Genomic DNA, 26,371 nt, shown 5'->3' on the forward strand with positions numbered 1-26,371 from the left:
AGAGAAGGAACAAAAATGGCTAATAATAGCAATGTTCCGGCAAAAATCCCTGCCTTAGGGGGGGACGCGAGCCTGAACCGTTATCTTTCGGAAGTCCGTAAATTTCCGTTATTGAAACCCGAACAAGAATATATGCTGGCGAAACGCTATTCTGAACATAAAGATCAGGAAGCAGCTGCTCAGCTTGTAACGTCCCACCTGCGACTCGTGGCTAAAATCGCCATGGGCTTTCGCGGCTATGGCCTGCCCGTCTCGGACCTGATTTCCGAAGGCAATGTCGGTCTGATGCAGGGCGTGAAGAAATTTGAACCCGATAGAGGTTTCCGCCTGGCTACCTACGCCATGTGGTGGATCCGCGCGTCGATACAGGAATATGTGTTGCGCAGCTGGAGTCTCGTAAAAATGGGTACAACCGCCGCACAGAAGAAGCTTTTCTTCAACCTGCGTCGGATGAAAAACAATCTTGAGGCGTTTGAAGATGGCGACTTGTCCCCGGAAGACGTGAACAAGATCTCGACCGATCTTGGCGTGGCCGAGCATGAAGTGGTGAATATGAACCGCCGCATGTCCATGGGTGGCGATGCATCGTTGAACGTGCCATTGTCAGAAGATGGTGATGGCGGCCAGTGGCAGGATACATTGGAAGATGATGGCCCATTGCATGATCAGCAGATTGCTGACGCACAGGAAGCCGATTTCCGTCACGACATGCTAACCGAGGCGATGGAATCGCTTAACGAACGCGAACAGCATATTCTTGCTGAGCGTCGCTTGTCGGAAGAACCCAAGACGCTGGAAGACCTGAGCAAGGTTTATGAAGTCAGCCGTGAACGGATTCGGCAGATAGAAGTCCGCGCGTTTGAAAAACTGCAAAAAGCGATGCTGCGTATCGCTGGGGAAAAACAGCTTCTTGCAGCAGGTTGATTCCTAAACCTGTCAATCACTCTAAAGTTTTAGGCGCCCCGAAACAGCATTTGTTTTCGGGGCGCTTTTTTATTATCTGATGATCATGGCTGCAAAATCCCGCCGAAAAGCAAAATCTCTGCCCGTGCGCATCATCAAGCTTTTATTCAAGCTGGTCGTCTATTTTCTATTGATCACCATTGCATGGGTGGGTCTGCTGGCATTTCTGCCACCGCCGATCACCGCCACGATGATCATGGATGACAACAGTATCACCAAAGACTGGGAACCTCTGGAAGCCATATCTCCTAATCTGGCACGAGCGGTCATCGCCGCTGAAGATAGCAAGTTCTGTAGCCACGATGGCTTTGATCGCGAGGCCATACGCTCAGCAATCAAGCGCAATGCCCAAGGTGGTCGCATCCGTGGTGGCTCCACTATTTCCCAACAAACCGCCAAAAACGTCTTCCTCTGGCAAGGCGGCGGTTATTTCCGCAAAGGACTGGAAGCCTATTTCACATTCTTGATCGAGAAGATCTGGGGCAAAAAACGCATCATGGAAGTCTATCTCAATGTCGCGGAAACCGGTATTGGCACATATGGAGCGCAAGCGGGCGCACAGCGCTACTACAAGAAAGATGCGTCACAGCTCACCAAGATCGAAGCAGCACGCATAGCCGCGGCCCTGCCCTTGCCCAAGAAACGGGCGGTAAACGGCGCGAGTGGCTTTACCCGACGCTATGGCAATACCATCGCAGCACGGATTAATGTGGTGAAGCGCCAGGGATTGGATGCTTGCGTCTATAAGTAGTTCAATGCCTTAAGCCTGTGTCCGCTTTGGACGAAAAAGCGAGCATTAGAAATTGTCAGAGAAATCCTGAATTAAAAGTCAGTTTTGGAACTCCTCGAGATGCAACTTTGCATCGCCTGATATCTCATCCCATGATGCTTTTGATCCTACCCAAATATGATGAGCGATACGAAGGTTTGCAGTATTTGATTTAATCAGCCCAGCGGGAACAAACATGTTCAAATCATCATTCGCTCCAGGTAATGCTGAGCCGCAGGTCCTACAGAACCAGCTTTGCCAATCGGCATCTGGTTTGGTCCAGCACATGACTTGCTCTTCGCCAGTCATCCAGCGGAACTTGTCTTTCGGAACGATGATAACCGCGACACCGCTGTTCCCGGTCCACCGGCGGCAGATTGAGCAGTGACAAACAAATATGTCTTTGGGTTCAATATCAATCGCAAAGATTACTGAACTGCAATTACAGCGTCCTTCTACCATGACCTATAATTCCATTCCTAGTGAGCATCAGTTCAAACGTCATAGCAAAGAACAGGACAATTATGTCAACGCATGTCGCGATATTGAAGCTGCCACAATTGTCCCCCTGTTTTCAGGTTATTGCCAATCTGTGATAAACGGGACCCAACAGAAAATGCACGCCCCTTTGATCTGAGCTTCGATCAATGGCGCAAGGATCAGGAAACGACATGCAGAAATCTAGCATTATCTCCGAGCTTGACGCCTTGACCGAATTTTGGTCGCAAAAAATACTGACCGAAGCAAATGGATCGCTGTTCAAAGTCGCAAAAGGAATTGGCTCCACCCATTGGCACAAACATGATGACCAAGACGAACTTTTCATAATATTTGATGGCGAGATGAAAATCGAATTCCGTACTGGTGATGTGACCCTAGGAAAGGGTGAGATGCTCACTGTCCCAAAGGGGATAGAGCACAGGCCGTCCGCAGAAAAAGAAGTCCGATTCTTGGTTGTTGGTCTGAATATTACCTCGACGAAAGAGGGTGGAAAACCAAACTAGTTTGAGAATTCATTCGACCCGAATCCTCAAACTCACTGATGGTTTGACGCCGTTATGCGGTATGAAGCGAGCATCGGACAAGAATAGCCGTGGTCTGCATCGTGATTCAGTTTCTCGGGATGCTAAGCCGCGTCTTCTTTCTTGGCCTTGCTGCTCTTCGCGATGACTTTCACTGGCTCTTTGGTGCCGGCGACGACATCCTTGTCGATCACAATCTCGTCCACATCTTCCAGATCAGGAAGATCGAACATGGTGTCGAGCAGGATATTCTCAACGATAGACCGCAGGCCGCGTGCACCCGTTTTGCGTTCAATCGCTTTGTTACCGATGGCAACCAGAGCGTCGTCGGTAAAGGTCAGACCAACATCTTCCAGTTCAAACAATTTTGCATATTGCTTAACCAGAGCGTTTTTCGGCTCCTGTAGAATCTGAACCAGCGCATCGATATCTAGGTCTTCCAGCGTTGCAATGACCGGCAAACGACCAACAAATTCCGGAATCAGGCCGAATTTCAATAGATCTTCAGGTTCGCCATCGGCCAGCAACTTGCCAATCTTGCGTTCCTCCGGGGCCGCGACATGAGCGCCAAAACCGATGGATTTGGCCTCCAGCCTATCGCCAATGATTTTTTCAAGACCAGCAAATGCACCGCCACAGATGAACAGGATGTTCGTCGTATCGACCTGCAGGAATTCCTGCTGCGGATGTTTGCGGCCGCCTTGTGGTGGAACACTGGCGGTTGTGCCTTCCATAAGCTTCAACAGAGCCTGCTGAACGCCCTCACCTGACACGTCCCGGGTAATTGATGGATTTTCCGCTTTACGGCTAATTTTGTCGATTTCATCGATATAAACGATGCCGCGTTGCGCTTTCTCGACATTATAATCGGAAGATTGCAATAGCTTCAGAATGATATTCTCGACATCTTCGCCGACATAGCCCGCTTCGGTCAATGTCGTGGCGTCAGCCATTGTAAATGGCACGTCAAAGGTCTTCGCCAAAGTCTGTGCCAATAGCGTCTTGCCGCAACCCGTCGGCCCGACGAGCAGAATGTTGGACTTGGCAAGCTCAATGTCACCGGATTTGGCGGCGTGGTTGAGGCGTTTATAGTGATTGTGAACCGCTACAGACAAAACGCGCTTTGCCCGGTCCTGACCGATCACATAATCGTTCAAGACGTCGCAAATCTCCTGCGGAGATGGCACTTCGCCGTCTTTTTTGCCAGTAATCGCGCCCTTGGTTTCTTCGCGGATAATGTCGTTGCAGAGTTCAACACATTCGTCGCAGATGAATACGGTTGGTCCGGCAATCAACTTGCGGACTTCATGCTGGGATTTTCCGCAGAAAGAGCAATATAGCGTGCTCTTCGAATCAGATCCCGTCAATTTCGTCATAAAAAGTCCTTAAAACTGGGCTAGAAACTGCAATCTAACCCTCAAAATACAAAATGCTACCGCTTTTTTTGGCACCATCCGTTGCTACCCTTAAGTCTATCAAAAGCGGCTTAATTTTCATTTAGGCCCGCGATAACGCCTTATTTAGCATCTTCATCAGCGGGTTTTGGCCGTTTGTCGTAGACTTCATCGACAATACCAAAGGCCTTGGCCTCATCAGCTTCCAGGAACGTATCCCGGTCCATCGCCTTTTCGATCTCTTTGATCGGTTTGCCAGTATATTTGGCATAAAGCTCGTTCATCCGGCTACGAATCCGCAAGATTTCCTTGGCCTGGATTTCAATGTCAGATGCCATGCCCTGAGCGCCGCCAGAGGGCTGATGGACCATGATCCGAGCATTGGTGGTCGCCATACGCATGCCGGGTTCACCCGAAGCCAGCAGAAAACTACCCATGGAAGCCGCCTGTCCGACGCAAACCGTACCCACGCGAGGCCGGATATATTGCATGGTATCGTGAATCGCCATGCCAGCTGTCACGACACCGCCGGGCGAGTTAATGTAGAGATAGATATCCTTCTTCGGGTTTTCCGACTCCAGAAACAAGAGTTGGGCGGTGATGATCGAAGCCATGCCGTCCTCAACTTGACCGGTTACAAAGACGATACGCTCCCGCAGCAACCGTGAAAAAATGTCAAAGCTGCGCTCTCCGCGGTTGGATTGCTCAATAACGACGGGAACAAGAGCGTCGACGATCGGATCATGCATGATAATGTGGTGCCTTCTGTGAAAAACCAGGATCTGAAAATGGGTACACCGCCAACCGGAGTCCCCATCCGTTCAGCCCTACATCGGTGTATCTTAAGCAATGTTCAAGTCGGTTAAGGATTTTTTCCAAACCATTATGGTCATCGGATGACATTGCGCATCAAATATCCTCCGGCTATGCTCCCAGAATCACCGAAACATCCCGTTTTCGCAGGAGATATTTATGCCATCATATTCGCCTTCCATTCCTGAATTTCATGCCGACGAAGATAATGGAGCGTCAGATCCTATGGCCTTCATGATGAAACGGATGCTGGAGACGCGGACGGTGATGATTTTCGGAGGTGTCGATCAAAAACTGGCCGAGCGCGTATCAGCACAGATGTTATATCTTGATCATGTCGGCGATGAACCCATCAGACTGCTCATCAATTCGCCGGGTGGTCATGTGGAGTCTGGCGACACGATCCACGATCTTATCGAATATATCAGCGCGCCTGTCGCTGTAATCGGCACGGGTTGGGTAGCCAGCATAGCTACTCATATATTCCTCGGTGTCCCTACCAAACAGAGATTTTGTTTACCCAATACCCGCTTTCTGATCCACCAACCATCTGGCGGTGCAGGCGGAAAAGCATCAGACATTGCCATTCAAGCAGAAGAAATTGTCAAGATGCGCGAACGAATCGCTCAAAAAATTGCAGAGGCGACCGGACAATCAATTGACCGTGTGCGCAAAGATATTGACCGTGACTATTGGATGTCGACAGACGAAGCCAAAGAATATGGTATCTTGGGTACCGTTATTAACAAGGCTGACGAAGTCAGCTTCTAGGCCATGAGACTAGCCGGAGCATGCCATGCATGTCCGGCTAGCATGAACTGGGTTGTTATTTCTTCGCCGCAGGCTTCTTGGCTGCTGGCTTTTTAGCGGCAGGTTTCTTCGCCGCAGGCTTTTTCGCAGCGGTTTTTGCCGGTGCTTTTGCAGCTGCCTTTTTTGCCGCCGGCTTTTTGGCCGCTGGTTTCTTCGCCGGAGCCTTTTCGGTTTTGGCTGATTTGGCAGCAGGTTTTTTCGCCGGCGCTTTTTTCTTGGCTGGCTTGGCTTCCGCTTCGTCTTCGGCTTCGATGGCAGCTTCCAGTTCGTCGCGGGTCACCGTCTTATCCGTAATCTCGGCTTTTTCGAACAGGAAGTCGACAACCTTGTCTTCATACATGGGTGCGCGCAGTTGAGCGGCAGCCATTTGATCCTGCTGAATATATTCAACGAACCGCTGACGGTCTTCTTCGCGATATTGCTGGGCAGCCTGCTGGATCAGCATGGACATTTCCTGCTGGCTGACTTCTACGCCATTGGCCTGGCCAATTTCGGACAGAAGCAGGCCAAGGCGAACACGGCGAACAGCGATCTCGCGATATTCGTCTTTTTCGTCTTCCATTTCTTTTTTCGCTGCTTCGGGATCTTCTTCCTGAGCGGCTTCCTGCTCTAGCTGCTGCCAGATCTGGTTAAACTCCGCTTCGACCATGGTTGGCGGCACTTCAAAATCATGTGAAGCAGCCAATTGATCCAGCAATTTGCGTTTCATATGCGTACGGGTCAGACCGTTAAGTTCCTGATCAATCTGGCCTTTCAGCAATTCGGTCAGCTGCTCGAGACCTTCAAGGCCCATGGCTTTCGCCATTTCATCATCGGCCTTGGCAGCTTTGGCCGTCTGCACTTCACCGATTACGACATCAAATGTCGCATCTTTGCCCTTCAGGGTCTCGACATTATAATCTTCCGGGAAGGTCACTTTGACCAGGACTTCGTCATTGGCTTTCTTGCCAACCAACTGGTCTTCGAAACCAGGGATCAAGCGGCCAGAGCCAAGCTCGATAGCCATGCCCTCACCTTTGCCGCCGTCAAAAGGCACACCGTCAACCTTGCCTTCGAAATCGATCAGGCACTGGTCACCAATCTTTGCTTTGTGGCTCTTGGCTGCGGTTTCAAACTGTTTCTGGCTCTCGGCAAACTTGTCGAGCGACTCCTGAACGGTTTTTTCATCCGCTTCGACCTGCAAGCGCTCCAGCTTGATGCCATCAACGGACGGTGTTGGAACCTCGGGTAGAATTTCAAGCTCAACTTTCACTTCGGCATCTTTACCGGCTTCGTAACCGTCAGCCAGCGTAACACTTGGCTGCATGGCTGGGCGAAGCTTGTTGTCTGCGATTGTTTTTTCAACGCTTTCCTGAACCGTGCTGCTCAGAGCATCCTGCATCAAGGCATCATTGTGCATCTTGCGGACCAGATTCGCTGGAACCTTGCCCTTACGGAAACCCGGCATATTGACCTGTGGAGCCAATTTCTTGACCTCATTATCCACACGCGTTTCAATGTCCTTCGCGGAGATTTTGATGTCATAGGCCCGTTTCAGACCTTCGTTCAGCGTTTCAACAATCTGCATGATTACCCTTTAATGCCTTCATAATTTCTATTTCGACCTGTTTTTCGGTGTTTTGGTGCGGGCGAAGGGACTCGAACCCCCACACCCGAAGATACCAGAACCTAAATCTGGCGCGTCTACCAATTCCGCCACGCCCGCACGAGTTACACCGTCAAATCACTATCGAATTTTGATTGACGCGTGCGCCTAGCGGAAAGGTATCAAAAGGGCAAGTGGGAAGACAGCTGAAATCCAATAACGTTCAGCTTGCCTCTGGCTGCACTGCAGCTTCTTCAACTGTTCCGCTCCCCTCAGCTGAATCAACTTCCGGAATCTCGGGTTCAGCCTGATTTGCTTCAGGCTCAGGCTCAACCTTCAGATCGACCATTTTGTCTCGATCATAACGGAACAATCCATCAACCGGGCCCATCCTACTCACCATAGCACGATATACGTTGTTCATTTTTCCAGATGGAGAAAAGTCTGCTTTAACCGCCTCATAAGATGAAAGTGACTCTGGCACACCATATGCAACAGGATTCTTTAACCACCTCAGCTGCTTCGAATCCGGCGACCTATTTTGCAGAAACATTGTGCCAACCAGGCTGGTTCCGCCATTGTCTAATGCAGGAGCATTTGTCAGAAAATTACCAAGGTCTGTTATCTCGCCCGGCTTCACTTGAAACTGGACACTCCCCAAACAAAAACAAACACCGGAAGCTGCCGTACCTGGGACCGTAAAAACGGGACCATGATAAAGATAATTTCCAGGCTCGACTTCAATCATGTAACGGAAAACCGGATTTTCTTTATCTGATTTGTCCTTGTTGAAAACAAATTGGGGTCCAAAACTCACAGAATTTCTTAGCTCGATGGGTCCGATTGAAAAATTCTCGGCGGTGGGTTCAATTGGCTTTTTCCCCGGCTTGGAGGCTTTCGCTTCCTTCAGCTTTTCCCATCTCTTTAATTTACTGGTATATTTCTTTTTTGCTTTCTCAAACTTCTCTGCCCAATCCGTTTCGTAGGCCTGAATATCTGCTTCGCTTGGCTGTTTGATAAACACACCGAACTGCCGGCTATTGCTGTGCAAAAAGATATAACCCTTGGACTCGTCCATTTGGAATGTACCGTTGACGATCTTCTTTTCTTCAACAGCATTGAACTCAAGATTTTTGCTCTTTGCCTGTGCCACACCAATGGGCAGCAGGCAGGCGAGCGATAACAGCGCCAAAGTGAATTTCGTGTTTGTAAATTTGATCATTTTTCAAGCACCATCCCGGCAGGTTTCGGCCCGGAAGCTACTTTGGCTTGAACCATAAAATAACTGCGTCTTTTCACTGCATTGGCTTCACCAAAGCCTTCCTCAAAGTGGAACTTCTGCCATCGCTCCTTTTCAAGGCCGTAGCGTTCATATCCTTTGAAAGCCATACAGTTGCGGAGATTTACGCGGCGTATTCTCCGCCTTTCGGCAGAACCAAAAATCGCGTCAGCCACCATGGACCCGATGATACTGCCAGCGGCGCTTCCCAGCACGCCGGCCTGAGGAGAATAATAGGAAACATTTGATCGATAATATCCCGCGCCACGGGCCAACGCGTCACATTCATTTATATCCCCAAACGCTACATCGAAGTTTGTCTCAGCGCGATGGAAAAAGAAGTATTTATCGTAAACCTTGATATCACCCTCGGTCTCTTCAAACTGAAGGTCCGGATATTCAACATCCGAAATTTGTTCGTCGGAAAAAGCCTCCAGTGGCGGTTCGCTTTTGATAGCTTGCGCTGCCAAAGCCTGAGAGAAGCTGGCCAAAACCAGCACACCCATAATCTTCTTCATGTATCCTTGTCCCCCAAGTAGCCGAAACCACAATCGCGGCTTCAGATCAGGAACTTTAGCTACATAATTAAAAACTGTTAGCCCAGTATTTTTTTCAAAAGCTCATTCACAACCTGTGGATTGGCTTTGCCCTGCATCGCTTTCATGGTTTGACCAACGAAGAAACCGAACAATTTGTCTTTGCCGCCGCGATACTCGGCGACCTTGTCTCCATTTGCCGCCATGACGTCGGCGATGACTTTCTCGATCGCGCCGGTGTCGGATTCCTGCTTCAGGCCCTTTTCTTCAACGATCTTGGCTGCGCCATCACCGGTTTCGAGCATGATCTCGAAGACTTGCTTGGCGATTTTACCGGAAATTGTTCCATCTGCGATCAGCCCGAGAAGCTCTGCGGCTTGCTTCGGGGAAACCGGGCTTTGTTCGATCGACAGACCCATTTTGTTGAGCGCACCAAAAAGCTCCGACGTCAGCCAGTTGGCTGCTGAACTGGCGATTTTCTCAGGTTCTTTGGCAGTTTCGAGCAATTCTTCGAACCACAATGCGGTTTCATGCTCAGCTGTCAGAACCGCTGCATTATAGGCGCTAAGACCAAGTACATTCTTATAACGCGCCCGCTTTTCATCCGGAAGTTCCGGCAAGCTGGCTTTGCAATCAAAGATAAAGTCATCTTCGAGTTCCAGCGGCAGCAGGTCCGGGTCCGGGAAATAGCGATAGTCATGCGCATCTTCCTTGGAGCGCATCGAGCGGGTTTCGTTCCGGTCCGGGTCAAATAGACGCGTTTCCTGAACAATCTCGCCGCCTTCCTCCAGCACATCGACCTGACGCTGGGCTTCATATTCGATCACCTGCTGAATGAAGCGCAGGGAGTTGACGTTTTTGGTCTCTGTCCGGATACCCAGCTTGTCGCCTGGCTTGCGGACGGAGACATTGACGTCGGCACGCATGCTACCCTGCTCCATATTGCCATCACAGCTGCCTACATAGCGGAGAATTGATCTGAGCTTACGCACATAAGCTGCTGCTTCCTTAGGTGATGTCATATCCGGCATGGATACGATCTCCATCAGCGCCACACCGCAGCGATTAAGATCGACATAGCTCATGGTCGGGTGCTGATCGTGCATCAGTTTCCCGGCGTCCTGCTCAATATGGATACGTTCGACCCCGACCGTTTTACCATGGGCATCCGGATCTTTCTCATCCAGCGAGATTTCGACTTCACCTTCGCCCACAATTGGGTGATAGAGCTGGGAAATCTGATAGCCTTGCGGCAAATCGGCATAGAAATAGTTTTTCCGGTCGAAACGTGAATATTTGTTGATCTGCGCATTTAGGGCAAGACCCGTGCGCACAGCCTGACGGACGCATTCCTTGTTCAGCACGGGTAGCATGCCGGGCATCGCCGCATCGACCAGACTTACCTGCGTATTTGGCTCAGCACCAAATTCCGTAGACGCACCCGAAAAGAGTTTTGCGTTGGATGTTATCTGCGCGTGAACCTCAAGGCCGATAACGACCTCCCATTCACCTGTTGCGCCCTGGATTCGATAGGTTGATTCAGTCATATTCACCACCACTGCTCCGGCTTTGCAACAAAGCCGGCGCGTTCTTCCAATGCCAGACCAGCGTTAAACACGCCTTGCTCGTCCAGTGCCTTACCAATAATCTGCAACCCCAAAGGAAGCCCCTGCCCGTCCAGTCCAGCCGGAACCGACATGGCTGGCAGCCCTGCAAGACTGCTTGGAACCGTAAACACATCGTTCAAATACATTGCCAGCGGATCGGTTTTTTCACCCAGTCCAAAGGCAGCACTCGGTGCGGTTGGCGTCAGCAGCAGATCACAGCTTTCCCAGGCCTTGTCGAAGTCCTGAGAGATCAAAGTACGGACCTTTTGGGCTTGCGTATAATAAGCATCATAATAGCCAGCAGACAGCACATAGGTGCCAATCATGATCCGGCGCTTGACCTCGGGCCCAAAGCCAGACTCGCGGGTGGCGGCATACATATCCTGCAGCCCTGCCCCGTCCGGTAGGTCGCGCATTCCATAACGCACACCATCATAGCGTGCGAGATTGGACGAGGCTTCTGCCGGAGCGATGATATAATAGGCCGGAAGTGCATATTTGGTGTGCGGTAAGGACACATCGACGATTTTCGCGCCTGCATCTTTCAGCCACTCAATCCCTTTCTGCCAAAGCGCATCAATCTCCGGCGGCATATTGTCGACCCGATACTCCTTGGGAATGCCGATACGTTTGCCCGTGAGATCGCTTTTCAATCCTGCTTCCCAATCGGGAACCGGTAAATCAAGCGACGTTGAATCCTTGGGATCAAAGCCGGACATCGCCTCCAGCATGATCGCACAATCGCGAACGTCATGTGCCATGGGTCCAGCCTGATCGAGCGAACTGGCAAAGGCAATGGTGCCCCAACGCGAGCAGCGACCGTAGGTTGGTTTGAAGCCAGTAATGCCTACAAAAGCTGCGGGTTGGCGGATCGAACCACCGGTGTCGGTTCCGGTAGCCGCAGGGCAAATGCGTCCAGCCACTACAGCTGCGCTGCCTCCAGAAGAGCCGCCAGGTGCCATATCTGTATTGCCGCCATCATTGCGGCGCCACGGCGAAATCACGTTGCCGAAAGCACTTGTTTCGTTGGATGACCCCATGGCAAACTGATCCATGTTCAACTTACCAAGCATCCCAGCACCGGCCTTGAACAAGTTGGCCGACACAGTTGATTCATATTGCGGTGTGAAACCATCCAAAATCAGGCTGCCCGCCGTTGTCGCAACGCCTTCTGTGCAGAACAGGTCTTTCATACCAATCGGCACACCCGCCATTTTACCAAGCGTTTCGCCAGCCGCCTTCGCTTTATCGGTTACCTCTGCCGCAGCGAGAGCATGATCCGGCGTTTCCACCAGCACCGCGTTTAACGACTTCGCAGCGCTCACCCGGTCAATAAACGTCTCGGCGACTTCTTTCGCGGTAAAATCGCCAGCAGCCACACCCGTGCGGATGCCTGCAATACCCAATTCAAAAATCTCAGCCATTATTCGATCACCTTCGGCACACCAAAGAAGCCATGTTCAGCCACTGGTGCATTGGCGAGGACCTTATCGCGGACATCGCCATCACTGACCACATCATCGCGCAAGCGCAGTTTATTGGGGATAACTGCGGTCATCGGTTCGACCTTGGAGCAATCCACTTCGCCCAGTTGCTCGACCCATCCGAGGATATTGTTAAGCTCTGGCACCAATGCGTCGGCCTCTGCCTCAGTTACGGCGATCCGAGACAGGCTTGCGATCTTTTTGACGGTTTCTTTATCGACTGACATGATTCATTCTTTATCGGTTCATCTTTTTTCGGGTAATAGCACAGAATATTGTGTACCTCGCGCCGCTAGCATTGGCGCGAGGCCGCTTCAAGTTGAATGAGCGGCTATAGCCCAAATTGGAGTAAAATAATTGGCGCGTAAGTTTCTCTATTTCGTTGCAGCCATGATCGTATTGGTCATCGCAGGGGCATTTGTCCTGCGTGTCTACGGAGAAGAACTAGCCGAAGTCGTGTTTGTACCCGACACCGAATTTCAAGCTCAGGAAGTGCTGGAAGACAGTATCTATGCCGATGTTTCGATGTGGTATGCGCGCCCGGAAATCAAGAAAGGTAACCCTGCCCTCTGGTTGCCTCAAGGCTATGAATCAAGTAGAGAGGCTCCCGAAAAAGACCAACGCGCCGCGATTTTCTTCGTGCACCCGACATCCTTTATCAACAAGGACAAGTGGAACGCGCCGCTTGGCGACAAGGAAACCGAGGACCGGACCAAGATATTCCTGCGCGGACAGGCAAGTGCTTTCAATAAGGCCGGAGATGTCTGGGCACCGCGCTACCGCCAGGCCACGCTTGGCGCTTTCCTGACCGAGAAGAAAGAGGGTCAACAAGCGCTGGATGCCGCCTATCAGGATGTTCTGATTGCCTTTGACTATTTCATTAGTGAAGTTCCCGACGATCGCCCGATTATATTGGCTGGGCATAGTCAGGGCAGCCTGCATCTTACAAATTTGTTGAAAGACAGGGTGGCCGGCACACCCTTGGCGAACCGAATCGTCGCCGCTTACGTGGTCGGCTGGCCGGTGTCAGTAGAGGCCGACGTCCCAGCGCTGGGTCTCGACATATGCGAGTCCGCTGAACAATCCAATTGCCTGTTAAGCTGGGAAAGCTTTGCCGAGCCGGCCGATTATGGCCGTATTGTCGAAGTTTATGACACGACCATCGGCTTTAACGGCGAGCCGCGTAAGGATACAAACTTACTCTGTACCAATCCGATAAATGGCGACACCAATTCCGAATCTGCAGCAGAACTAAATCTCGGAACTTTGGTACCGAATGATGAACTAAGCGATGCAACACTGGTCGCTGGTGCCGTTCCAGCGCGCTGCGACGATCGCGGATTTCTGCTTATCGGCGATCCACCAGATCTGGGCCCCTACACCCTGCCTGGCAACAACTATCATGTCTATGATTACAGTCTGTTCTGGCGTAATGTTCGCGAAGATGTGATGAAAAGGATGACTGCATTTCTCTCGCGCTAATGACAGACGACCGAAGCGCTTTTCGGGCTGCGCTGCCCGATGGCGGACGCTTGCTGGGACTCGATGTCGGCACCAAGACGGTGGGCATGGCACTTTGCGATGCGCAGTGGATGATCGCGACCGCTGCGGAGACGATCGAGCGCCGGAAATTCTCAAAGGATCTGGAGCGAATCAAAACCGTCATTACCGATCAATATGTTACCGGATTCGTTGTCGGCCTGCCGCTCAATCTTGACGGCAGCCAGAGCAAACAGACTCAGGCTGCAAAATCCTTTGCCCAAAATTTGCGCCCAGTTGGCCTCCCTATATTGTTATGGGACGAACGCTGGAGCACACAAGCCGTGACCCGTGAACTGATCGCTGCCGATGTCAGCCGGAAACGGCGCAGCGAAGTGGTCGATCAGATGGCCGCTGCGTATATCCTGCAAGGAGCAATTGACGGGCTTGCCGCCGTAGAATGATGGCTCTATAGGGCTGGCTTTAATGACATCGCAGCAAACAGGTTCACCTTCCGCCGCCGGACATCAGTTTCCCGCAGGATCGGACGCTTTTCCCCATCGCCATCTATTGGGTATCGCAGGATTGCAGCCCTGGGAGTTACTATTTCTGCTGAAGGAGGCGGAACAATGGGTCGATCTCAATCGCAAATCTAGCAAACATGTCGATCGGTTGGATGGGCTAACAGTCATCAATGCCTTTTTTGAAAATAGTACACGCACGCTGCTATCGTTTGAGATTGCCGGCAAACGCATGGGCGCCGACGTCGTAAATATGCATGCTGCGCAATCCAGCGTCAAAAAGGGTGAAACGCTGATTGATACAGCGGTCACGCTCAATGCCATGCGGGCGGATGCGATTGTCATCCGACACCGCAGTTCCGGTGCCGTGCAGCTGATTGCGGACAAGGTTGACTGTCCGGTCTTGAATGCCGGTGATGGCAGCCATGAGCATCCGACTCAGGCCCTATTGGATGCGCTGACCATCCAGCGGCGTAAAGGCGATATCAGCGGGTTGACCATTACGATCTGCGGCGATGTCATGCATAGCCGAGTGGCCCGTTCCAACATCTATTGCCTGACCACTTTGGGCGCAAGGGTGCGAGTATGCGCGCCGACATCACTGTTGCCAGCGGCTCTTGATCGCATGAATGTTGAGGCTTTCTCCAATTTTGAACAAGCGCTTGACGGAGCTGACGTTGTGATGATGCTGCGGCTGCAGAATGAACGGATGAACGGGGATTTCATTCCGAGCCCCAGAGAATTCCACCACCTCTACGGTTTGACCCGAGAGCGGCTGGCACTGGCGAAGCCCGATGCACTGGTCATGCATCCAGGACCAATGAACCGTGGAGTAGAGATTAGCAGTGATATTGCCGATGATCCTGATCGGTCCGCAATAACCGAACAGGTAGAAATGGGCGTTGCGGTCCGAATGGCCTGTCTGGACGTCTTAACCCGGCGATCTCGCGGCGTGGAGGGCTGGTCATGAAACAGCTGTTCACCAACGCCAGAGTGCTGATCCCCGGGGAAATCACACCACAAGCTGTCAGTGTAGAGATCGAAGGTGACCGCATTGTAGGCGTAGGGGCGACAATTGCACCAGACGGTCATGATGTAGTGGATTGCCAGGACCAGCTGCTGGCTCCCGGCATTATTGACCTTGGTGTTTTTGCCATCGACAAGCCCGCCTTTCATTTCGGCGGCATTACCCGCGCGGCCTTAATGCCCGATCAGTCACCGGCGCTCGATCTGCCAGCGATGATCAAACATAACGCGTCTGAGGGAAAACCGGATTTATGGTCTCATCCTCTGGCTGCTGCAACAAAAGGTCTGTTTGGAAACGAACTGGCAGAAATCGGTCTGATGAAGCAAGCCGGAGCCCGAGCTGTAGCGACGGGCAGAAACTGGATTGGCGATAGCGGTATCATGCTGAAGCTGCTCCACTATTGCCGGTCGCTGGACATGCCAGTCATTGTGCATAGCGAAGATAGTGGCTTGACCGCCGGTGCTGTTGCAACGGCTGGCGAAACCGCGACCCGTCTGGGTCTCCCCAGTGCGCCTGCATCGGCCGAAGCGCTCTCCATTGCGCGTGATATTGCCCTGGTACGAGAAAGCGGTGCTCATGTTCATTTCCGTCAAGTGACCACCGCCCAGGGTCTTGATCTGGTACGCGCTGCAAAAGCGGAACAATTGCCTGTGACATGCGGCATTACGCCCGCCCATCTTTTCCTGTCGGATATTGCAACCAGTGACTTCCGAACTTTTGCACGGCTTTCACCACCGCTGAGAAGCGAGGACGATCGGACGGCATGTCTTACCGCGATAAAGGATGGAACAATTGACGTGATTTCATCGGGTCACGACCCGCGCGGTCCCGAGGATAAACGCTTGCCATTTGCAGAGGCGGAATCCGGTATGGCCGGTGCCGAGACGTTGCTAGCACTTTCATTGAACCTTGTCCGCGACGGGTTCATTGATATGCACCGCTTGTTTGCGTTGCTTTCCGCCACTCCGGCAAAAATACTGGGTGTGGAAGCAGGGCAGATTTTCAAAGGATATGAGGCTGATCTGATCTTGATCGATCCCGAAGCCCCTTGGCAGGTGGATACAAGAAAAATGGCGGCATCCGCGGGTAACACACCATTTGACAAGCTACCCGTACAGGGTCGCGTTCGTGCAATATATAAGGGCGGAAAAGCGCTTTAGCTTTCCCGCCCTTATAATGTCTGTTTTAAAGCCTTAGCGCGCAGCTAGCGTCTTTAGCTTTTTGCCGGCCATTTGCGTTGGACGAACATTCTGCACGTTGCGCACAATGCAGTTGCCGCCTTTTGCTTTGATACCGCCACACATATCCTTCGCGGATTGTTCGTTACCAAAGCCCATTGCTGCCAAGCGATACAATGTTTTGCCGTTCCGTTGGATCGGAGAACTTGCATATTGGAACAATGCCAAGTCTTTGTTCTGCGATGACAAGATACCCCAGGCACGTTTCACGTTCTCAGGTGATGAGAAGACGCCAAGCTGAACAAGGTGCTTGCCATTTGAGATCGAGCGCGCACGTGGTGTGAATGCCACTTTCTGCATAATCGGTTTAACAGCTGATATCGCTTGTACTGCAGCAGTAGTTGCTGGAGCAGCTTTAGTTGCTGGCGCCGGAACATCCGAATTCTCTACAACGAAAGTCTTTTCAGCCGCTTTGGGAGCTGGCTTTGACACCGGCTTTGCCTCGGCGGGCTTGCTAGCCGGAACAGCGACCTTGGTCACTTTGACATCATTTTCCTTCGCCATAAAGTCGACATCAGCATCCGCTACCGGTGCAGGTCCAACCGCAGGTAGCGGTACATCACGGTCAAAGCTTGCAACTTCCCGGCTGTAATCTTCAGCAGGTGTTGCCGCGGCAACCGCAGGCATTTCAGGGGCTGCGTTCAATGCCAGACGAACTGGTTGACCTGGATCATTGGCAACAGGTTTTACGTTCAGCAGCGAAGCTACACGCACGTCATAGGCACCAGGCCGAGCCATTTGTGCCCATTGCATCATACGGTTGTCGACCGTTGCTGGTCTCATATCCTGCATGGCCATCAATTTGGCTTCTTTCCAGCGACCATCCAAAGCATAAGCAAGCCCAAGATTCTGGCGCGTACGGCCGGTTACATTCGAACTGCGGATTGCCTGTTCCAACTCTGCAATAGCCGCTTTGGAATCACCCGCCAATGCCAGCGCCAGACCATAGTCAGCGGTTGGAATGAACTGACGGTTATTCTCAATCAACTGCTTGGCTTTGTTGGCTTTACCTTGCGCCAATTGTGCGAGGCTGAGGCTCAAAACGGTCCGGGCATCATTTTTGCCGAGTTCCATTGCGTCGAGAAAGCTGCGCTCTGCCGAATAGAACCGGCCAGCTGCCATGTAGGAATGTCCAAGCAAAGCCCGTGTTTCAGGATCTGTACCGACACCGGCAACAGAACGTTCAGCATAGACAATCGCCTTTTCAACCTGTCCCTTGCGAAGTGCTTTTTCAGCTTTCTTGGCATATCTTGGACCATCTTTGACGGTCGCAGGTTTGCTGGATGAAGATGCAACCGAACCACCTCCAAATGGACCACAACCGGTCAGCGTCGTCGAAATGACCATAGTTGATGCGGCCAATTTCAGTATCATATCGCGTTTCATAACAATGCCCTCGCAATTAAATTCAATGTGTTCAGTTTAAGCCGCGCCGCGTGACGGAATGCGCTCAGCCAGATCGTCAAGTTCGGGGATAGACCTCAAATATTCATCGACAGCTTTGGTTACCAACTGCTGTGCCGAAACATTCTTCACAGCCGTCGCCAACCGCAGTTTTAGGTGCCTGTCAGCATCCAGACGTAAGGTAAACGCAGCCTTGGCTTTGCGTGTCCGGGACTTTTGCGCTGGACGACGCGTCTTGGCTGGTTGTTTGGTCGCAGCCGCCTTTTTACGGCGCGGAGGCGCAACACCTATGCTGGAATTTTCTGCAACCGGTGCCACTTCGCGTGAAATTGAAAGCGGAACGGGAACTGCCGGTTCTGATTTTGTTACCGGCTCCTGTTCTACTGGCTCAGCTACAGGCGCTTCTTCACGTGCTGGCTGTTGGCTCAATTTCGCGGCAATTTCTTCTTGCTGCTTCTTAACCGCAGGAACGACATCCGGAATGGCACCTGCCAAGGGATTATAATGATATTGCTCCGGCTCAGCGGCGTTCTCCGCGTCGGATTGCGCTGCTTCATGATCCGGGTTCGCGTCATAACCCATGTCATTCCAGCCAAGATCTTCGTTTTCTTGATCAGAATGTGATGGAAACGCCATGCCCTGACGGCGCATAGCTGGTTTTGCACCACCCTTGCGTGCCAATAGGGACGATGACAGCGATGCTAATGGCTTAGGTTCGCTCATATTCTCTGCTCCTCCCATTAAGACCCGATGACCCGGCGGCCGAAATTGCCTCCAGGTCGTTGAACACCAGCATTCGGGCTGGGCGTCATCGCAGGCGATGAAAATACAGTGCGGCGGAAATTCTTCTCCAACCGGTCTGAGATATAACCCCAGAGCTGCTGAATCTCCTGTGAGGAGCGACCTTCGGGATCGACTTCCATAACCGTACGGCCATCGATCATCGATCCGGCAAAATCCGTGCGATGATGAACGGTAATTGGTGCAACAGTACCATGCTGCGATAGTGCAACCGCAGCCTCCGAAGTAATTTTCGCTTTCGGCGTCGCGCCGTTTACAACGAATAGCAGCGGTTTGCCTGCGCGTTCGCAAAGATCCACGGTCGCGCCAACAGCACGCAAGTCGTGTGGACTGGGACGGGTTGGGATCACGATAAGCTCAGCAACAGAGATCACCGACTGGATCGCCATGGTGATCGCAGGCGGTGTATCAATGACGGCCAGTTTAAATCCTTGTTGTCGCAAAATAGCCAGATCGGCAGCCAGGCGCGACACGGTTGTTTGCGCAAATGCAGGCAGTTCCGCTTCGCGTTCGTTCCACCAATCGGCCAAGGAGCCTTGTGGATCGATATCGATAAGTACAACCGGGCCTGCGCCTGCCAGTTGTGCTTGTACGGCCAGATGGCCCGACAAAGTTGTCTTGCCGGAACCACCTTTTTGGGATGCCATTGCTAGAACTCGCACTCTATTCCCCTTCGTCATATCGCGGGTTGATCAGATCGTCTGAATTACATTCATCGCCTTCTCTGACAGAACAGGGCTAAAATAGGGTTAACGAACACAGGATGTTTTTTGTCGGGCCAGAATCCATTTTACACGATGTTAGAAATGAGCTCCTTCATCGCTTGCAAATTTTGATCAAGGTTACGAAAAATTTGCAAATTGGCGTTAAAGGGAAATTACGCATATGATGCATTTACCAATTTTAGCAGACTAAGGGCCTTTCGCATGAGATATTCAAAAATAGCACGTCAACTGGCGTTGGCTTCGGCAATTTTCGGATTGGCTTCCCCTGCACTGGCCGATGTAAAGGCGGGGGTGGATGCTTGGGGACGCGGCGATTACAAGACGGCCGTGGCTGAATGGCGCGGTCCTGCTGCTGCCGGTGATGCAGATGCCCAGTTCAATATGGGTCAGGCCCATAAGCTTGGCCGTGGCGTTGCGATGGATTTGAACCAGGCCGAACGTTATTATAAGAAAGCCGCCGATCAGGGCCACCTGCAAGCAAGCGACAATTATGGATTGATCCTGTTTCAGAAGAAACGCCAACAGGCGGCCTTGCCTTATCTGCAAGCATCAGCAAATCGCGGCGAACCACGTGCACAATATGTCCTGGGCACCGGTCATTTTAATGGCGATTTCGTGGAGAAAGACTGGATCAAGGCCTACGCCCTGATGACACGCGCCTCAGCAGCCGGCTTGCCGCAAGCGACATCTAATATGGCGCAGATGGACAAATATATCCCGCTTGATCAACGCCGCCGTGCCATTGAACTGGCCGGGCAGATGGAAGAGAGTGAAAAACGTGTCCGAACCGCGCAAGTGGGTGGATTGCGTCCGGTACAATCGTCTGGTGCCATCCAGACAGCGCAATTGCCGGCCTCAAAGGCTGTCCCGCCAAAAATTGTTCCGACACCGAAACCAGCAGGACAACCTGTGACCAAGCCGGTACCAGCACCTAAATCTGCGGCCGCACCCAAGCCTGCGGCAACACCTAAGGTTGTAAAGCCAGCCCCCACCCCGGTTCGCACTGCCTCTAACGGGAAATGGCGCGTTCAGCTGGGTGCCTTTGGCAGCCAGAACAAGGCCAAGGCTCTTTGGAATACACTCGAAAAGCGGGTATCGGGCTTGAATAATCTGCAACCCTATCTGGTTGCGGCTGGCAATATAACCAGGCTACAAGCTGGGCCCTTTGCAACCAAGACGCAAGCCAGTCAGATGTGCAGCACCGTTAAGGCCTCTGGCAATGACTGTATCGTTAAGTCGCGGTAGTAATTCTGCCCAGGTCGCTTACTCGGTTTTCCATTCATCAGCACCGATCCCTTGGATGTAAAGCAAGGCACTGAGGTCATTGTGCTTAATTGCCGCATCAGCAGCTGCTGCGGCCTTGGGCTTGGCGCGATATGCGACACCGGTTCCTGCCAACGCAATCATCGGGATATCATTGGCGCCATCGCCTACAGCCATACACTGGGTAAGCGAAAGACCTTGCGATTGGGCAGTTTGGCGGAGCAATTCCGCCTTTCGTTGAGCATCAACGACAGGGCCGGCTAACTTTCCTGTCAATTGGGAACCTTGTTCCTCCAATATATTCGCTTCTGAGCTATCAAAGCCGATATCTCGCGCCACCGGCTCAGCAAACCGTGTAAATCCTCCGGAAACCAATATGGTCTTTGCGCCGCGCGCAGCCATCGTACGCACCAAGGTTTTCGCACCCGGCATTATCTCGACTTTCTCATCAAGACACCGATCGATTGCGGAAATCTCGAGGCCAGCTAACAGCGCCACCCTGCCCCGTAGCGCCTCTTCAAAATCCAATTCACCCAGCATTGCGCGCTCGGTGATTTCAGCAATCTGATCTTTTATTCCGGCATATCCCGCCAGCTCATCGATACACTCGACGGTGATCATCGTGCTGTCCATGTCCGATATCAGCAGTTTCTTCTCTCGAGCCTCGGCTGGCTGCAGAACGAAATCAATCGTAGCTTCATCAATTGGCAACGCCTCGCGTAGCGCCCTGATTTCGCCTTCACAGATAATATCACCCGCTTTGCCATCGATAATTTTGCCAATCTGTTCAATCCGGGCGCCTGCATCTGCCAAACGATCGGCAGCTGAACTTAGCTCTCCCTTTTCCAGCTGATCTGCTGCTATTAGCGTGGCAATGAGCATATATTCTCCAAAAGACAAAAAAGACGTCGCTTTGATCGTCGGTCCGACCGCCAGCGGTAAATCCGCCTTGGCATTGGACTTGGCCAAAAAGCAACCCTCCGTAGTCATCAACGCCGATAGCGCGCAAGTCTATAGCGACCTCCAAATCCTCAGCGCGCGACCCAGTGAAGAAGAGATGGCGGGAATATCGCACCGGCTATACGGCTATATTGATGGTGCCGAGACCTGTTCAGCCGCACGATGGGCCGCAGACGCAAAAGCGGAAATAGCCGAGGCCCATGAGCGCGACAAATTACCCATATTGGTTGGCGGAACGGGACTATATGTGCGGACCCTGCTTGATGGCATTGCTCCGATACCTGAGATCAATCCTACCATTCGAGCCGAGGTTCGAAGTTTGACGGTTGATCAGGCATATAAGGCACTTTTGAAGGAAGATTCGATATCAGCGGACCGATTGAACCCAAATGATTCGAGCCGGATCATGCGGGCCCTTGAGGTGGTTCGCTCGTCCAGCAAACCGATGGATCATTGGCATGCTCATATGGCTGGTGGGATTAGCGATGACATTTCCTTACACCCGCTGGTGCTCCTGCCGCCGCGTGAATGGCTCTATGAGCGCTGTGACCGCCGGTTTGGGATCATGCTCGATCACGGCGGCGAAGCAGAGGTCGCACATTTGCTGAAAAGGGATCTACCGCCGGATTGCCCAGTCATGCGAGCCATCGGTGTCCCTGAAATTGCCGCATGGATACAGCGCGAGATCAGTCTCGACGATGCCAAGACGAAGGCAATGGCGGCAACCCGGCAATATGCCAAGCGTCAGTTTACCTGGTTTCGCAATCAGTGCCCCGCCGAATGGCCACGCCACAAAGAGATTATAAATAATGATAATCTGGAGAATATTGTTAGATTATTACAATAATTGTCCTTGACATAATATATATAAATAGGTAGCGCGCCCCATTCGAACCGTCACCGCCTGCTTTCTTACACGTTGCGTTGCGGTGCAGCATCGCCTATCAAACGCCCGCCGATCGCGGGTTAAACAGTAACTATGGAGCGCAAAGTGGCCGAAAAAAGCGGTGCAGAAATATTGGTTCAAACCCTGCTTGATCTGGGTGTAGATACCGTATTTGGTTATCCGGGCGGCGCGGTACTGCCAATTTATGATGCGCTATATGATCATCCGAAGATAAAACATATTCTTGTTCGGCACGAGCAGGCAGCGACTCATGCGGCCGAAGGTTATGCCCGATCAACCGGCAAGCCCGGCGTAGTTCTGGTCACGTCCGGACCAGGTGCCACCAATGCAGTGACCGGCATCACCGATGCGCTTATGGACTCGATTCCGATGGTTGTTATCACCGGACAGGTTGCGACCAATCTGATTGGTTCTGATGCCTTTCAGGAAGCTGATACGGTAGGTATTACCCGGCACTGCACCAAGCACAACTATCTCGTTAAAACGCCGTCCGATCTGGCCGGTGTGCTGACTGAGGCCTTCCATATTGCCACTCAGGGCCGTCCTGGCCCCGTCGTTGTCGATATTCCGAAAAACGTACAGGTTGCCGAAGCTGAATTCAGTTCACATAATAACCTGAAGAACACACGCTATCAGCCGCAGATTGACGGCGATTTCAAGGCCATTAACGAAGCAGCTGAGATGATCATGAATGCCAACGCTCCGGTGCTTTATACCGGCGGCGGGATTATCAACAGTGGACCAAAGGCCAGCACCCTATTGTGTGAGTTGGCGGCGCTCATGGGCGCGCCTGTGACATCGACGCTGATGGGCCTCGGCGCCTTTCCTGCATCTTCGGAGCAATGGCTCGGTATGCTGGGCATGCATGGCACCTATGAAGCCAATATGGCTATGAACCGTGCCGATCTTGTCGTTTGCCTAGGGGCTCGCTTTGATGACCGGATTACAGGCCGGATCGACGCCTTCTCCCCCAATAGCAAGAAGATCCATGTCGATATAGACCGGTCATCTGTCAACAAGACCATTCGCGTCGATCTGCCAATTATCGGCGATGTCGGACGGGTTATGGAACAATTGCTTGCAGTCTTGAAGGGCCGGAAATTCACGACGCCTGACTATGAAGAATGGTGGGCTCGGATTAAAGGATGGCGGGCGACCAATTGCCTCGCCTATCCCGAGAGCAAGACCGAAATCATGCCGCAAGAGGCTATCCGCAAGCTGTGGGAAGCTACGCATGAGCAAAGTCCGATCATTACCACCGAAGTTGGCCAGCATCAGATGTGGGCGGCGCAGCATTTTGATTTTGAGAAACCGAATAAATGGCTGACCAGTGGCGGTCTCGGCACGATGGGCTATGGACTGCCCGCTGCCATCGGCGCGCAGCTGGGCGATCCCGACGCGTTGGTTATCGACATTGCTGGCGAAGCTTCGATCCAGATGAACATTCAGGAGCTGGGCACTGCCAGCCAATATCGCTTGCCGGTCAAGATCTTCATCCTCAACAACGAATATATGGGCATGGTCCGACAGTGGCAGGAACTAACCTATGAAAGCCGTTATTCAAATAGTTATAGCGATAGTTTGCCAGACTTTATTAAGCTGGCTGAAAGCTATGGCTGGACCGGCATATTGATTGAAGATCCGGCTGAACTGGAAGCGGGTATCAAGAAAATGATCGAAACGGATGGTCCTGTGCTTGTAGATTGCCGCGTTGCGAAACTGGCCAATTGTTTCCCGATGATTCCATCCGGAGCCGCTCATACTGAGATGCTGTTGGCACCGGAAGATGTCAAAGGCACGATGGACGATAACGCAAAGGCGCTTGTGTAATGCATATCAAAGAAGAACAGGTCGAACGCCATGTCCTCGCGGTACTCGTCGACAATGAAGCGGGCATATTGGCGCGGATCGCGGGGATGTTTACTGCGCGCGGTTATAATATCGAAAGCCTTACTGTGGCCGACATCAGCGCCGATCATGCGATTAGCCGGATTACCATTGCCACCAACGGCCCGCCGCATGTGATTGAACAGATCATCGCCCAGCTTGACCGCCTGGTTCCGGTCCATAGTGTCCGCGACCTAACCGAAGCTGGTCCCCATGTACAACGCGAACTGGCCTTGGTTAAAGTCGCCGGTAAAGGCGAAAACCGGATCGAAGCGATGCGTCTTGCTGATGTTTATCGCGCGCGTGTGGTGGATGCGACAACCGAGAGCTTTGTATTCGAAATTACCGGTGCACCCGACAAGATCCAGACATTTGTCGGCCTGATGCGGGAAGTCGGTTTGGTCGAAGTCGGACGCACTGGTGTAGTTGCCATTGGCCGGGGACCGGATTCGGCATGAGCGCGCTATTGCTCTTTGTTGCGGCAGGCTTGATCGTGATTCTTGCATTGTTCCATTCGGTTGCAGGCCAAAGGAAACTGATCGGCCCCATGCTGCAAGAAAACACCACAATCCTGTCCGATCCCAAGTGGCGCGCACTCATAGTTTTCGGCTGGCATTCCACAACCGCGCTGCTTTTACTGATCGCACTCTATCTGACGTTGGTCGCGGGCGGCTTTACCCCCGGCAATGACCTCCAGTTAACAGCAATAGCTGTGACCTTTATCGGCCTAGGTATCGCAAACGCGATTCTGGCGAAGTTTAAACATCCCGGTTGGATCATGTTGTCAAGCGTTGGGATTATCACACTCACTGCTCTAATTATCTGAATATAAGGAAGAATAATGAAAGTCTATTATGACGCAGATGCCGACCTAGGCCTCATCAAAGACAAAAAAATCGCCATTGTCGGCTATGGTAGTCAGGGCCATGCCCACGCACAAAACCTGCGCGATAGCGGCGTCAAAGAGGTCGCTATTGCCCTGCGCGAAGGCTCCGCAACCGCGAAAAAGGCTGAAAGCGCTGATTTCAAAGTGCTCAGCAACGCTGACGCGGCCGCCTGGGCCGATATTGTCATGATCCTGGCCCCCGATGAGCATCAAGCCGCAATCTATGCCGCCGATTATCATGAGAATATGAAACCCGGCGCTGCCCTTGCCTTCGCTCATGGCCTGAACGTGCATTTCGGCCTGATTGAACCTCGTGATGATCTGGATGTCATCATGATCGCACCAAAAGGTCCCGGACACACGGTACGCAGTGAATATCAGCGCGGTGGCGGTGTCCCTTGCCTAGTTGCCATTCATGCCGACAAGAGCGGCAATGCTCATGACGTGGCCCTTGCTTACGCCTCCGGCGTAGGTGGTGGTCGCTCAGGCATTATCGAAACCAATTTCCGCGAAGAATGCGAAACCGACCTCTTCGGTGAACAAGCGGTGCTTTGCGGAGGGATCACGCATTTGATCCAGGCAGGCTTCGAGACCCTCACCGAGGCTGGTTATGCTCCGGAAATGGCCTATTTCGAATGCTTGCACGAAACCAAGTTGATCGTGGACCTGCTCTATGAAGGCGGCATTGCCAACATGCGCTACTCGATCTCCAACACGGCAGAATATGGCGATATCACAACCGGTCCGCGGATCATTACCGATGAAACAAAGGCTGAAATGAAGCGGGTATTGGCCGATATTCAGTCTGGTCGTTTCGTCAAGAATTTCGTCCTCGACAACCGCGCCGGTCAACCAGAGCTGAAAGCGGCACGCAAACAGGCCGAGGCCCATCCTATCGAAAAAACAGGAGCCGAGCTTCGCGCCATGATGCCATGGATTGGTGCCAATCAGTTGGTCGACAAAGAGAAGAACTAGAATCTGGCAAGCGTTTGAGTAACCACGTCCGCTGTG

Annotated in this window: 27 protein-coding genes and 1 tRNA gene; 14 read left to right on the top strand and 14 right to left on the bottom strand. The window is 52.2% G+C overall.

Annotation, left to right across the window (positions count from 1 at the left end; translation table 11 throughout):
- Positions 1-15: 15 nt before the first annotated feature.
- Entirely contained in the window at positions 16-924 is a 909-nt protein-coding gene (gene rpoH / locus DG177_RS03015) for an RNA polymerase sigma factor RpoH (protein WP_108810144.1), read from the top strand.
- A gap of 85 nt (positions 925-1,009) precedes the next feature.
- A complete protein-coding gene (gene mtgA / locus DG177_RS03020; RefSeq protein WP_108812738.1) occupies positions 1,010-1,714 on the top strand; it encodes a monofunctional biosynthetic peptidoglycan transglycosylase in 705 nt (234 codons plus the stop codon).
- A gap of 78 nt (positions 1,715-1,792) precedes the next feature.
- Here the strand turns inward: mtgA and DG177_RS03025 are convergent, their stop codons facing one another.
- Complete coding sequence (locus DG177_RS03025) at positions 1,793-2,194, bottom strand: GFA family protein (protein ID WP_108810145.1); 402 nt, start codon at positions 2,192-2,194, stop codon at positions 1,793-1,795.
- Between the two features lie 209 nt (positions 2,195-2,403).
- On the opposite strand from DG177_RS03025, the gene DG177_RS03030 reads away from it, so the two are divergent.
- Positions 2,404-2,736: a cupin domain-containing protein gene (locus DG177_RS03030; RefSeq protein ID WP_108810146.1), complete on the top strand. Its 333-nt coding sequence runs from the start codon at positions 2,404-2,406 to the stop codon at positions 2,734-2,736.
- Between the two features lie 122 nt (positions 2,737-2,858).
- On the opposite strand, the gene clpX is transcribed toward DG177_RS03030, so the two are convergent.
- Both clpX and DG177_RS03040 read right to left on the bottom strand, forming a co-directional pair.
- Positions 2,859-4,130: an ATP-dependent Clp protease ATP-binding subunit ClpX gene (gene clpX / locus DG177_RS03035; protein ID WP_108810147.1), complete on the bottom strand. Its 1,272-nt coding sequence runs from the start codon at positions 4,128-4,130 to the stop codon at positions 2,859-2,861.
- Between the two features lie 140 nt (positions 4,131-4,270).
- The gene (locus DG177_RS03040; protein ID WP_108810148.1) at positions 4,271-4,897 is read right to left on the bottom strand and encodes an ATP-dependent Clp protease proteolytic subunit; all 627 of its coding nucleotides are present in this window, start codon (positions 4,895-4,897) and stop codon (positions 4,271-4,273) included.
- Positions 4,898-5,120: 223 nt separating this feature from the next.
- On the opposite strand from DG177_RS03040, the gene DG177_RS03045 reads away from it, so the two are divergent.
- Positions 5,121-5,732, top strand: a complete 612-nt coding sequence (locus DG177_RS03045; RefSeq protein ID WP_108810149.1) for an ATP-dependent Clp protease proteolytic subunit — start codon at positions 5,121-5,123, stop codon at positions 5,730-5,732.
- Positions 5,733-5,787: 55 nt separating this feature from the next.
- Here DG177_RS03045 and tig read toward each other — a convergent pair whose 3' ends face one another.
- The 7 genes from tig to gatC all read right to left on the bottom strand — a co-directional run bounded on the left by tig (position 5,788) and on the right by gatC (position 12,489).
- On the bottom strand, positions 5,788-7,338 hold the full coding sequence (gene tig / locus DG177_RS03050) for a trigger factor (protein ID WP_108810150.1): 1,551 nt from the start codon (positions 7,336-7,338) through the stop codon (positions 5,788-5,790).
- A gap of 53 nt (positions 7,339-7,391) precedes the next feature.
- Positions 7,392-7,476 (bottom strand) — tRNA-Leu (locus DG177_RS03055).
- Positions 7,477-7,579: 103 nt separating this feature from the next.
- Positions 7,580-8,578, bottom strand: a complete 999-nt coding sequence (locus DG177_RS03060) for a hypothetical protein (RefSeq protein WP_108810151.1) — start codon at positions 8,576-8,578, stop codon at positions 7,580-7,582.
- Positions 8,575-9,153, bottom strand: a complete 579-nt coding sequence (locus DG177_RS03065) for a hypothetical protein (protein WP_108810152.1) — start codon at positions 9,151-9,153, stop codon at positions 8,575-8,577. Before DG177_RS03065 ends, DG177_RS03060 begins: the two co-directional genes overlap by 4 nt.
- Before the next feature lie 77 nt (positions 9,154-9,230).
- Complete coding sequence (gene gatB, locus DG177_RS03070; RefSeq protein ID WP_108810153.1) at positions 9,231-10,718, bottom strand: Asp-tRNA(Asn)/Glu-tRNA(Gln) amidotransferase subunit GatB; 1,488 nt, start codon at positions 10,716-10,718, stop codon at positions 9,231-9,233.
- A gap of 2 nt (positions 10,719-10,720) precedes the next feature.
- Positions 10,721-12,202 carry an Asp-tRNA(Asn)/Glu-tRNA(Gln) amidotransferase subunit GatA gene (gene gatA, locus DG177_RS03075; RefSeq protein WP_108810154.1) on the bottom strand — a complete coding sequence of 494 codons (1,482 nt, stop codon included), beginning with the start codon at positions 12,200-12,202 and terminating at the stop codon, positions 10,721-10,723.
- A complete protein-coding gene (gatC, locus tag DG177_RS03080) occupies positions 12,202-12,489 on the bottom strand; it encodes an Asp-tRNA(Asn)/Glu-tRNA(Gln) amidotransferase subunit GatC (protein ID WP_108810155.1) in 288 nt (95 codons plus the stop codon). The genes gatA and gatC overlap by 1 nt, the downstream gene beginning before the upstream one ends.
- A 130-nt stretch (positions 12,490-12,619) precedes the next feature.
- On the opposite strand from gatC, the gene DG177_RS03085 reads away from it, so the two are divergent.
- From DG177_RS03085 to DG177_RS03100, 4 genes are read left to right on the top strand one after another with little or no spacing between them, the layout of a single operon-like run.
- Positions 12,620-13,744: a DUF3089 domain-containing protein gene (locus DG177_RS03085; protein WP_108810156.1), complete on the top strand. Its 1,125-nt coding sequence runs from the start codon at positions 12,620-12,622 to the stop codon at positions 13,742-13,744.
- On the top strand, positions 13,744-14,205 hold the full coding sequence (ruvX, locus tag DG177_RS03090; protein WP_108810157.1) for a Holliday junction resolvase RuvX: 462 nt from the start codon (positions 13,744-13,746) through the stop codon (positions 14,203-14,205). Before DG177_RS03085 ends, ruvX begins: the two co-directional genes overlap by 1 nt.
- Before the next feature lie 22 nt (positions 14,206-14,227).
- Positions 14,228-15,232: an aspartate carbamoyltransferase catalytic subunit gene (locus DG177_RS03095; protein WP_108810158.1), complete on the top strand. Its 1,005-nt coding sequence runs from the start codon at positions 14,228-14,230 to the stop codon at positions 15,230-15,232.
- Positions 15,229-16,449: an amidohydrolase family protein gene (locus DG177_RS03100; RefSeq protein WP_108810159.1), complete on the top strand. Its 1,221-nt coding sequence runs from the start codon at positions 15,229-15,231 to the stop codon at positions 16,447-16,449. Before DG177_RS03095 ends, DG177_RS03100 begins: the two co-directional genes overlap by 4 nt.
- A gap of 33 nt (positions 16,450-16,482) precedes the next feature.
- Here the strand turns inward: DG177_RS03100 and DG177_RS03105 are convergent, their stop codons facing one another.
- The 3 genes from DG177_RS03105 to DG177_RS03115 are packed head-to-tail and all read right to left on the bottom strand — an operon-like array spanning position 16,483 to position 19,394.
- Positions 16,483-17,913 (bottom strand): SPOR domain-containing protein, encoded by a 1,431-nt coding sequence (locus tag DG177_RS03105; RefSeq protein WP_108810160.1) that lies wholly within the window; start codon positions 17,911-17,913, stop codon positions 16,483-16,485.
- Between the two features lie 36 nt (positions 17,914-17,949).
- Complete coding sequence (locus DG177_RS03110; protein ID WP_108810161.1) at positions 17,950-18,654, bottom strand: hypothetical protein; 705 nt, start codon at positions 18,652-18,654, stop codon at positions 17,950-17,952.
- A gap of 17 nt (positions 18,655-18,671) precedes the next feature.
- Positions 18,672-19,394 (bottom strand): AAA family ATPase, encoded by a 723-nt coding sequence (locus tag DG177_RS03115; protein WP_108810162.1) that lies wholly within the window; start codon positions 19,392-19,394, stop codon positions 18,672-18,674.
- Between the two features lie 264 nt (positions 19,395-19,658).
- Between DG177_RS03115 and DG177_RS03120 the strand changes: the two genes are divergently transcribed.
- Positions 19,659-20,702, top strand: a complete 1,044-nt coding sequence (locus DG177_RS03120) for an SPOR domain-containing protein (RefSeq protein WP_108810163.1) — start codon at positions 19,659-19,661, stop codon at positions 20,700-20,702.
- 18 nt (positions 20,703-20,720) lie between these two features.
- Here DG177_RS03120 and serB read toward each other — a convergent pair whose 3' ends face one another.
- Positions 20,721-21,602, bottom strand: a complete 882-nt coding sequence (gene serB / locus DG177_RS03125) for a phosphoserine phosphatase SerB (RefSeq protein WP_108810164.1) — start codon at positions 21,600-21,602, stop codon at positions 20,721-20,723.
- Here serB and miaA point away from each other — a divergent pair.
- The 5 genes from miaA to ilvC all read left to right on the top strand — a co-directional run bounded on the left by miaA (position 21,595) and on the right by ilvC (position 26,335).
- Entirely contained in the window at positions 21,595-22,527 is a 933-nt protein-coding gene (gene miaA / locus DG177_RS03130; protein WP_108810165.1) for a tRNA (adenosine(37)-N6)-dimethylallyltransferase MiaA, read from the top strand. The two genes, serB and miaA, sit on opposite strands and share 8 nt — an antisense overlap.
- A 144-nt stretch (positions 22,528-22,671) precedes the next feature.
- Positions 22,672-24,417: an acetolactate synthase 3 large subunit gene (locus tag DG177_RS03135; protein WP_108812739.1), complete on the top strand. Its 1,746-nt coding sequence runs from the start codon at positions 22,672-22,674 to the stop codon at positions 24,415-24,417.
- Positions 24,417-24,932: an acetolactate synthase small subunit gene (gene ilvN / locus DG177_RS03140; RefSeq protein ID WP_108810166.1), complete on the top strand. Its 516-nt coding sequence runs from the start codon at positions 24,417-24,419 to the stop codon at positions 24,930-24,932. Before DG177_RS03135 ends, ilvN begins: the two co-directional genes overlap by 1 nt.
- On the top strand, positions 24,929-25,300 hold the full coding sequence (locus DG177_RS03145) for a hypothetical protein (protein WP_108810167.1): 372 nt from the start codon (positions 24,929-24,931) through the stop codon (positions 25,298-25,300). Before ilvN ends, DG177_RS03145 begins: the two co-directional genes overlap by 4 nt.
- Positions 25,301-25,315: 15 nt before the next feature.
- Complete coding sequence (gene ilvC, locus DG177_RS03150; protein ID WP_108810168.1) at positions 25,316-26,335, top strand: ketol-acid reductoisomerase; 1,020 nt, start codon at positions 25,316-25,318, stop codon at positions 26,333-26,335.
- Positions 26,336-26,371 lie beyond the last annotated feature (36 nt).

It is taken from the genome of Sphingorhabdus sp. Alg231-15, from assembly GCF_900149705.1.
Classification (GTDB): domain Bacteria; phylum Pseudomonadota; class Alphaproteobacteria; order Sphingomonadales; family Sphingomonadaceae; genus Parasphingorhabdus.